Genomic DNA, 8,646 nt, shown 5'->3' on the forward strand with positions numbered 1-8,646 from the left:
CACACCCGTTCCCATACCGAACACGGAAGTTAAGCTCTCTAGCGCCGATGGTAGTTGGGACCTTGTCCCTGTGAGAGTAGGACGTCGCCAAGCAACTTTAAGACGAGTCAGAATGACTCGTCTTTTTTGTATGCTTTCATACCTCTCTTAATTGCTTGTTTAACTCCTTCTAAATAGGCGAATCCATGCCTTTTATCTGGTTCTAAGTAAGTACCTTCTGCCCATTCATTCCACGCATTAATAAATAAAAACTCGCTGTTGTAAAGAGAATAGGTACGATGGATTTGCTTACTTAAATATATCGTGAACTTCTCAGGAGTAGAACCGAGGAAGATGCTGCTATTTAAGTCTTTGCGGCGTGCTGTGTTGTCCCAGTCAACAAAGGCACCGGGAAATGTTTTTTTCTTTGAAGGAGATCGTTTTAATATATACATCCACACTTTATCATAATCCCAAGCGTTTATTTGTTTACCAGACTCATATATTGTCTTATTTATGTCTGAAGAGCTATCATGAGCAACTGTATAAAAAGGCTCGAATTGAATGCTAGCATCGAATCCATTTATATTAGGAAGTGGGAAGCTGTTTAATGTTTCTACAAAGTATATACCTTTCAAACCATTTTCTTGTGCGAGTGTATTCCAGTAATTCAGCATTTGCTCACAGTCAGGGATATGCCCAGGACGATAAATAATGAATAGTGGTTTATCATCTATACGGATATATCTTTCATCTTGGAAAGCCTGTAATAAATAGTCAAAGTGTTCTTTCCAATCCGATAACTCTCCATAATTTTGAGGCATTAATATGTGACTATCAAGACCATCCCAAGTTTTTGTCCACGGTTCATTTGCCCAAGAAAGGCAAAATGGAAAATCTGGTTCACCCGTCTTAAGTACTTCATTAAAGGGTGTCTCCAATAGCCTTTTCCCTTTAAACCAGTAATGGTAATAACAAAAACCATATATGCCGTGTGCTTTGGCAATTTTTGCTTGCCATTTTCTTACGGATGGGTCCGTTAAGTCATAATAAAAATCTTGATAAGGTTCTCTAGGTTGATAATGTCCTGCAAATAAAGGTCGTGCACTTTTCGTATTTGTCCATTCAGTAAAACCTTTTCCCCACCATTTGTCATTTTCTTTTATTTGATGAAACTGTGGTAAGTAAAAAGCGATTATTTTCAAAGTATATCCTCCTTATGTTCTTTGTAGTTCGAAGTGGTGGGAAGTTACTTTTGATTTTTTGAATCGAGTTTAAAGCGCTAGATAGGTTATTTACTTACTATTTTGTTGTGCTTCATATTGAATTCTGAATTCGTTTTTACAGTTTGCTCAATAGAGGAATCTTGGATGATTTAATATATGGCTGAGATGAAAAGTGATTTTCATTATAAAATTATGCGCATTACCATGTACGAAAAGGGTTAATCTTTTTGGAGAACAAATAGGGCTTGGGGTAATCGGTTTGCATCATCAAAAAAGTCCCGTAGCTTTAAATACTTCTGATAGTGATTTTTAATATAAGTTCTAGGTATAACGGTTTCTCCGTAGAAGCTACTATTTCTAACATCTCCCGCTCCTGTAGGACTGTGGACAAAATTACCGCTTTCATAATCCGAGATGGCCCGATTTATATCTGGAAAAGCTTGTGATAAAGTTTTATGCCAACCCGTTTGAATGAATTCAGGGTGTTCCTTGAATTGTTGACAGTAATCGAGAAAATAGCGTGCTTGTGTTGTGGCTATGAAGATGCCACCCGGACGAAGAATTCTTGAAAATTCTTTTATCCAATGTTCTGCAGTTTCTTCGGATAAATGTGAGAATACAGAATAAGCGAATATGATATCTAATGAATTGTCACTAATAAATTCTACAGGAGGTTGTGGATTGGCTGTTTTATATATTCCTCTTCCTAACGTTTCATTGCAAATGTTAATCATTGCGGGATCTACATCAATACCAAGTAAATTTTCATCGCGAACATCTTTGAAAAAAAAGCGTATAATTCTTCCCCATCCGCAACCAAAGTCTAAAATTTTACGTTCTTTATTCAAGGGAACGCCTAAATTTTGAGCATATGTTTTTACATGGCTATAAAACAAATATGCTTCATAAAGAGCGTGTTCATAGGAAGCTCCTACAAACTGTTGTTGAATTTCTTCAGGGGGGAACATAGGTACTGGGGTGCCGTTTATCTTTGTTTGTGAGCAACTTTGTATAAATAGATTTAGAAGTTCAACATCAGAAAGAGGACTAACAAGGTTATCAAAATCATTTCCTAACTTAAAGTTATTCATTTGTTAACCTCCAAATTATATAGTGCCTAAAAATTATGTTCGTGTTTTTTACTAATAAAAACATGTAGAAATTCAGCATCTAATCCTAGTGATCTATCCTTTTGTAAATAAACAATTGTATACATATTTGCATGTGTATAAATATATTCAATCATATCTTGGCCCCAATCAAATGTTACTAAAGCCCCCTTCTCATCAATAGGATTTCCATGATAAATTGGCTCTTCCATATACTCAATTCCGTCTTTATTGTTTCTTGCTCTTTGTAAAGTCTTTGGGAGTGTATGATACCAAGGGACAGTAAACACATGAGCGCCACCAGGCTTTAATACACGTTCTATTTCTTTAAAGGCTTTCTCTGGCTCCATTACGTGTTCAAAGACATCTTGCGTAATGAACAAATCAAAAGATTCATTTTGAAAAGTCATGTTTTCTAAATTCTCACATCTAATTCCTTGAAAGTATTGACCGAGAGGATAGTTTTTAAAGTATTGAGAATATGTATAGTTTTTGCAGTTTTTTATTAGTAGTTGAGTTGTAATTCCTCCTGGTGAGGACTCGTGGATATGATAGGAACCCCATTTTGGAAAAAATGTATTTAAGACATGAACTAAAGCTCGTTGCCTCGGTATAGAGTGGCATGTAGAACATAAATAGTGATCTCTAAGCCAATCATTATGCTCTATAAATGTAGCTTCCTTCTCACAAATAACGCAGTATCCATTATTGTGCTTCAAATTACCTTCCACATGACATCCCTCCTGTATAAAATGCAATGTATTTCCCCCATTATTTTCATGGCAGTAATGCTCTCACCTCAAAATCCGGCTGGAGCAAAGAAGTTGGGTGGGAGATGAACTGCCCGTAAAGGCCCTCACTTTATGGATAGTATCAGACACATGTGAAACTAAAGAGAGTGGGTAGAAATTAGGGAAACCATAAAAGTAAGATTGGTAGAAGGGATAATTAGCGGGGGAGAACCCCACGCTAATTAAAGTTTCACTTTATGCTATGCGATACATTTGCTTTTATTCATTGAAAAACGTAGGGGTTTAAAATATCCCTTTCGTATATGGATACATTTCAAAGTCCTTTGCATATATTTCTGTAACTAAATCCATTGTTTCTTTGTCATAAAAGCTTGCGTATGTTGGAAATCGGGGAAAGGCTTCATCTGTAATGCTAAGTTCTGCATAGCTTCCTGTATAAACCATCTTGTGAGCGCGGTGATGACCTGAACTTGTAAGTTTTGATAGGTCAGATTTAATTAAACCGTATTCGTTTTCTATTTTGGGAATTTGCTTATTAAAATCTTCTAAAGGTATATAGCGTTGGATAAAGGCTTCTTCACCTTGGACGTATTGTTGACTAAAGTGCATATCTATTACTTGGGAATTGGAACCAAGTGCTTGAACGTAATATAAAAATTGTTTGAATGATATTCCTTGCTTACTATGCTTGTCATTATAAAAACACTTTCGGATACTATCCCATTGAGGACTAGCGTAAGGATTGTCAGCAAGTAATAAAAATGAGCTAACGGCCCTCGTATAGGGATTTCGTACGAGTTTACAAACATGTTTTTTTGCTTCTAGAAGGCCCCTATGTAACGCTTGTATATAATTGAGGTTATTTTTATATACCCAGAATTCATAGTAATGAATAAAATCATTGTATTTCTTTGCTTCAGGAAATAATCCAATTTGAAAGAAGAACCAATTAGCTAATGCGGTACATCCGCTTCTATGACTCCAAAATAATATAAGGGGAAAATCCTTATGGAAATGCGGAATTCGATCTTTATGTAGAATTATGTACTCTAAAAACTTTTGATTTATATTTTTCATGAGTTTAACACTCCTTTTTTAAGGATATAGAAGAGGATTTTTTATTAATCCAATATATTCATGAGAATGAGTAAATATTATGAGTGTATTTTGCTTTCGTCTTAAATAAGAAAGCGATTCTAAAAGGGAAATATAAAATAAAGATAATGAAAATGTATAAGAGGCATACAATTATAAGAAAAGAAATAATAAAAGTGTCCAAGTTCATTTATTTGTATTTCTAGGTGTGATAAGCAAGAATCTTATTACTAGAGAGGATATTATGGGGAAGAATAATTATTTAATAGTAGGTGGAAATAGTTTCATTGGTATTAACCTCGCATTAGGTTTATTGAAACAAGGTCAAAATGTAAAAGTATTTTCCAGACATATAAATAATTTCCCTCAAAATCTTATAAGTGAGGTTGAATTTATTAAAGGTGATTTAGCAAATGTTGAAGATATATATAAGGCTTTAGTAAATGTGGATATTATTATTTATTTAGCTGCAACGTCTAATGTAGCAACTTCAATTGAAGATGTTTTTGGAGATAGGAACAGTAGCTTTTTTTTTCTTAATTTCATGGAAACTGTTAAACGTTTCCCTATTAAAAAAATTGTATTAGCGTCCTCTGGAGGCACAGTTTATGGTGAACCAGAATATTTACCTATTGATGAGAAACATCCATTAAAACCACTTTCTCCTTATGGAATAACAAAAGTGTCGCTTGAAAATTATTTGTACTTTTATAAGAAAAAGTATGGAATGGACTATGTTGTATGTAGATATTCTAATCCATATGGAAAATATCAAAATCCTTTAAAGAAAGTTGGTGCAATCAATTGTTTTTTGTATCAACATCTCAGTAATGAAAAGATTAATATATATGGGAATCCACAAGAGATTATTCGAGATTATATTTATATCGATGATTTAGTTGAAATCACTATACAACTATCACAATTAAATCGCCTGAAATCATGTGTGTATAACATAGGGAGCGGCAAAGGCCTTTCTTTAAAACGAATTATAGTAGAATTGGAGAAGTTAACGGAAAGAAAAGTGGATTTTATCTGCTATAAACAAAAACAAGAAAATGTTCAAAAAATCATTTTAAATATAGATAGGGTAAGACGAGAATGTAATTGGGAACCGAAAGTGGATTTCAAAAGTGGAATTAGATTAAATAAGCTATGGATTGAAGAGTTCTTATATAGTAAAAAATAATAAGCCATGCCCTACTTCTGTATAAGTAGAGCATGGTTTATTATTTTATTTCTTTTTGTATTACCCAAAGGTCTTGATGTTCCCACCAAAAACCTTCAGTGTATTTTTTGATGATAGGGTTATAAGGTAATAATTTAATTTTGTCACATACGTAAGAGGGACTAACGATCGTTTGCCCGTATTGATGAACATCTAAATCCAGTTGTTCACTAGAGGGGAGAAACCAATAACCCTGTTCATTTAAATCGGGAAAGCCGAAGTACTTTTTACTTTGATATCCATGAGTTGTAAAAATGAATAATCCGCCAGGGGAAACGGCATTATACAATGTTTGAAGCCAACGAAACCAAGTTGTGTCAGGCATATGAGAAAAAAAGGATAAACAAAAAACAATATCATACGTAGACGAGGCTAATTTTACTTGTTCTGGTTCGGGATGAGATAAGATAGAAGCAGTATTTAATGTACTTTCAATAAAAGTAATAGCCTCTTCATGTATATCACAAGTAGTTATACTTAAGTTCGTTTGTAGATTTAATAAATGACGTGTTATGCAGCCATATCCGGATGCGAATTCTAATAATTGAATGGGAGTGTCTACAGGAGGATAAAAGGAATTCATTAAATCTAAGAGTGTCTCTGCTGATTTTCTTCCATCTTTAAAATAATAATCTATTGCTTCTTTTTTAGACGGAAAGACTGGATTCGTGACCAGGAATTGAAAGATATGATCCTCCGGATGGATACTTGCATTTACATTGTAGTTCTGTGCAATTTGAGAAATCAAATCTTTATTTGCTTCTATAAATTCTTTCAAAGAGTAACCCTCCTTAAATAATAGTAATGTCTTACAAGAGATACTGATGGTAAAGAAAATATATAATTAAACCTTCAAATATGCTTTAAGGTACTTTCTATATGTGTACATTTTCTTTTTTGAAATGTCGTCGATAGTAAAGGTTTCTGTAATGAAATTCTGCATTTGTACAACTTCACTGTAATGGGAATATGAATCTTCTGTTCTCGTTACGCTATTTGTATGTCGTCTATGATAGTTTAGAGGTTTTGGATTGAAATAAATATTTCCCTCTTTCAGAATAGAAACATAGAAAAACCAATCACCAGCTACTTTAAACTTTTCTAATTGTTTTGCTGTAGTTTGTATAGCTATGTTTTTAAAAACTACACTTGAGACATTAGGTATCGTGTTTTTGATAAGTAACGTATCTTGTATTTCATCTATCCCTTTTCGAAAGTAAGAACTCTTCCATTTTTCTTTATCAATATCATTTGTGTAATCTAAATAATGATTGGCTAGGATATTTCCTTGTTCATCTATTTGTTTTGATTGTGTGTAGCTTAAGGTGACATCAGTATTTATATGAACCCCTTGCATTACTTCTTCTAAAAATGTCTGATCACATAAGTCATCGGCCTCTGCAATCCAAATATAATCACCAGTTGCTGCAGAGATGCCTTTTATCCATTGTTTAAATACAGAACCAGAGTTTGTATCATTAATAATTTGTTGAACTTTTAGGTGGGGTTTATTTTCGTTTGAGAGCAGCTGTTCAAATATAGATACACTATTGTCAGTAGAAGCATCGTCTAGGAAAATTAGTTCGTAAAGGGGATAGGTTTGGTTTAATATGGATTTAACTCGGCCAGGTAAGTATTTTTCGTAATTATAGTTCGGTATGATTACGCTTATTTTCTTGTAATTATGATCAAGCAGGTTTAACAATTGATAAATGTAATGAAGGAAGTTGAAATCTTTTTCGATAAGTTTTTGGCCAAAGCTCCCTTTTTGTAACCGTAACTCTTCATCTCCAATAAATTCATATATTCTTTCCAGCATCATCGGTAAGTTTAAATAGTCTACTAATGCGCCAGTTTGTTCCGTAACAACATCTTCAAAACCTCCAGCGTGTTTAAACCCTATAACAGGGACCTTTGTATCTAATGCCTCTAAAACAACGTTGGGAAAAGGGTCTTCTCTTGAAGTTAATAAATATAAATCAGCCCCGGCGTTATATAAACCGATATCTGGAGTAGGATCCACTAATGTAAAATGTGCTGTATATCTTGGTGATAGCGTGTTTAAAAAGTGAACATCTGTTTTCCCAACCCAGATAAAATGAATATTTTTATGAATCTTTCTTACTGAGTAAGCAATAAGTGAGAATAAATCTATCCCTTTTCGATGATCAGCGAAGCCTACCCCCAAAATGATTTTGCTATCTAGAGGCAGGTTGTGTTTTTTTCGTAATTCGTTTCTCGCTTTTGCAATATTGTTCTTATAAGGATTGTGGTTAAACAAACCTTGAGGGAGGATGTGGCACTTTTGATGATCTAATTGGGTAATTGTACGGAACTTTTCATACACGTATTGTGAAGGGAAGACAATTTTGTGAGCAGACTCGGCAATTTTTCTCGCTTTTCCCTCAGCAGAGTACTGTTGTATTAAATGCGGCAATTCATGTATTAATGAAATAACTTTTATATTATGTTTAGCTAGTAATGCAACTATATCACCACTTATGACGGTACTACATATGGCGATGGTATAGTCTTGTGATAATAACTTCTTTATTAATGATTCGACTTTGTTTTCCGTTGGGTAGTCTTCCTCTAGGCAATAAACAGGACCATACTTTTGAAAGTCGTGGATTAAAATGCCCGTTCCAATAGAAATAATTGCGACAGAGTAGTTAAAGTTTTCTTTAAGAGCTTTAATAGTATGTAAAGAAAGCAGCTGCGCTCCGTGGAAATGGGCATCATGGGATACATAAATGATCTTCTTATTAACATGCATTTCATAACGCCTCCTAGGTTAATTAGGTTTTTAGTAAATGTATGGCGTACTTATAATTCCTAGAGAGAAGTAGTAGAAGATAATTGTGAATGTGGCTGGGATGTACTCGCAATAAAAAATGCTACTTTTAATATATATTTGTTTGGCTTGATATTCATTCTTTAGAAAGGTATAAGTGGTAAGAAAGTATAAAGTGTCGATTATGAAAGTGACTGTACCAGTTTATGAATCACTAGAGACGGAGAATACCTTTTATAATTTATAAAATAAAAAGGATAAAAGGTATTGACGATTAGATTATAGAGGTGTAATATAGAACAAGTCGCCGATGACATTAACGTCGAAAGCGACAAACGAAATAAAAAACTTAGTTGACATTGAAAGATGAAGATGTTAACATAAGGAAGTCGCAAATGAGCGACTAAGTAGTTCTTTGAAAACTGAACGAAACAAACAACGTGAAACGTCAATTTTTATTTTT

Annotated in this window: 7 protein-coding genes and 1 rRNA gene; 2 read left to right on the plus strand and 6 right to left on the minus strand. The window is 33.8% G+C overall.

The window, feature by feature from the left end:
* Window positions 1–93: ribosomal RNA gene (rrf, locus tag ACUXEY_RS27945) — 5S ribosomal RNA — on the plus strand; the annotation flags it as partial.
* Between the two features lie 14 nt (window positions 94–107).
* Here rrf and ACUXEY_RS27950 read toward each other — a convergent pair.
* The 4 genes from ACUXEY_RS27950 to ACUXEY_RS27965 form a co-directional block, all read right to left on the minus strand.
* The gene (locus ACUXEY_RS27950) at window positions 108–1,184 is read right to left on the minus strand and encodes a glycosyltransferase WbsX family protein (RefSeq protein ID WP_461302066.1); all 1,077 of its coding nucleotides are present in this window, start codon (window positions 1,182–1,184) and stop codon (window positions 108–110) included.
* A 239-nt stretch (window positions 1,185–1,423) separates the two neighbouring features.
* Window positions 1,424–2,296 carry a class I SAM-dependent methyltransferase gene (locus tag ACUXEY_RS27955; protein ID WP_461302067.1) on the minus strand — a complete coding sequence of 291 codons (873 nt, stop codon included), beginning with the start codon at window positions 2,294–2,296 and terminating at the stop codon, window positions 1,424–1,426.
* Between the two features lie 26 nt (window positions 2,297–2,322).
* Complete coding sequence (locus ACUXEY_RS27960; RefSeq protein ID WP_061883714.1) at window positions 2,323–3,045, minus strand: class I SAM-dependent methyltransferase; 723 nt, start codon at window positions 3,043–3,045, stop codon at window positions 2,323–2,325.
* A gap of 303 nt (window positions 3,046–3,348) precedes the next feature.
* A complete protein-coding gene (locus ACUXEY_RS27965) occupies window positions 3,349–4,143 on the minus strand; it encodes a sulfotransferase family 2 domain-containing protein (RefSeq protein ID WP_461302068.1) in 795 nt (264 codons plus the stop codon).
* A gap of 262 nt (window positions 4,144–4,405) precedes the next feature.
* On the opposite strand from ACUXEY_RS27965, the gene ACUXEY_RS27970 reads away from it, so the two are divergent.
* Window positions 4,406–5,350: an NAD-dependent epimerase/dehydratase family protein gene (locus ACUXEY_RS27970; protein ID WP_461302069.1), complete on the plus strand. Its 945-nt coding sequence runs from the start codon at window positions 4,406–4,408 to the stop codon at window positions 5,348–5,350.
* A 40-nt stretch (window positions 5,351–5,390) separates the two neighbouring features.
* Here ACUXEY_RS27970 and ACUXEY_RS27975 read toward each other — a convergent pair whose 3' ends face one another.
* Both ACUXEY_RS27975 and ACUXEY_RS27980 read right to left on the minus strand, forming a co-directional pair.
* Complete coding sequence (locus ACUXEY_RS27975; RefSeq protein ID WP_429603550.1) at window positions 5,391–6,167, minus strand: class I SAM-dependent methyltransferase; 777 nt, start codon at window positions 6,165–6,167, stop codon at window positions 5,391–5,393.
* Window positions 6,168–6,233: 66 nt separating this feature from the next.
* Window positions 6,234–8,165: a glycosyltransferase gene (locus tag ACUXEY_RS27980; RefSeq protein ID WP_429603549.1), complete on the minus strand. Its 1,932-nt coding sequence runs from the start codon at window positions 8,163–8,165 to the stop codon at window positions 6,234–6,236.
* Window positions 8,166–8,646: the final 481 nt, after the last annotated feature.

This window comes from Bacillus sp. F9_6S_D1_P_5 (assembly GCF_054823925.1).

What these genes read in the sequence shown, in the direction of transcription:
- ACUXEY_RS27955 (WP_461302067.1), bottom strand. Translation starts at nt 2,296, where the DNA reads ATGAATAACTTTAAGTTAGGAAATGATTTTGATAACCTTGTTAGTCCT.
- ACUXEY_RS27965 (WP_461302068.1), bottom strand. Translation starts at nt 4,143, where the DNA reads ATGAAAAATATAAATCAAAAGTTTTTAGAGTACATAATTCTACATAAA.
- ACUXEY_RS27970 (WP_461302069.1), top strand. Translation starts at nt 4,406, where the DNA reads ATGGGGAAGAATAATTATTTAATAGTAGGTGGAAATAGTTTCATTGGT.
- ACUXEY_RS27980 (WP_429603549.1), bottom strand. Translation starts at nt 8,165, where the DNA reads ATGCATGTTAATAAGAAGATCATTTATGTATCCCATGATGCCCATTTC.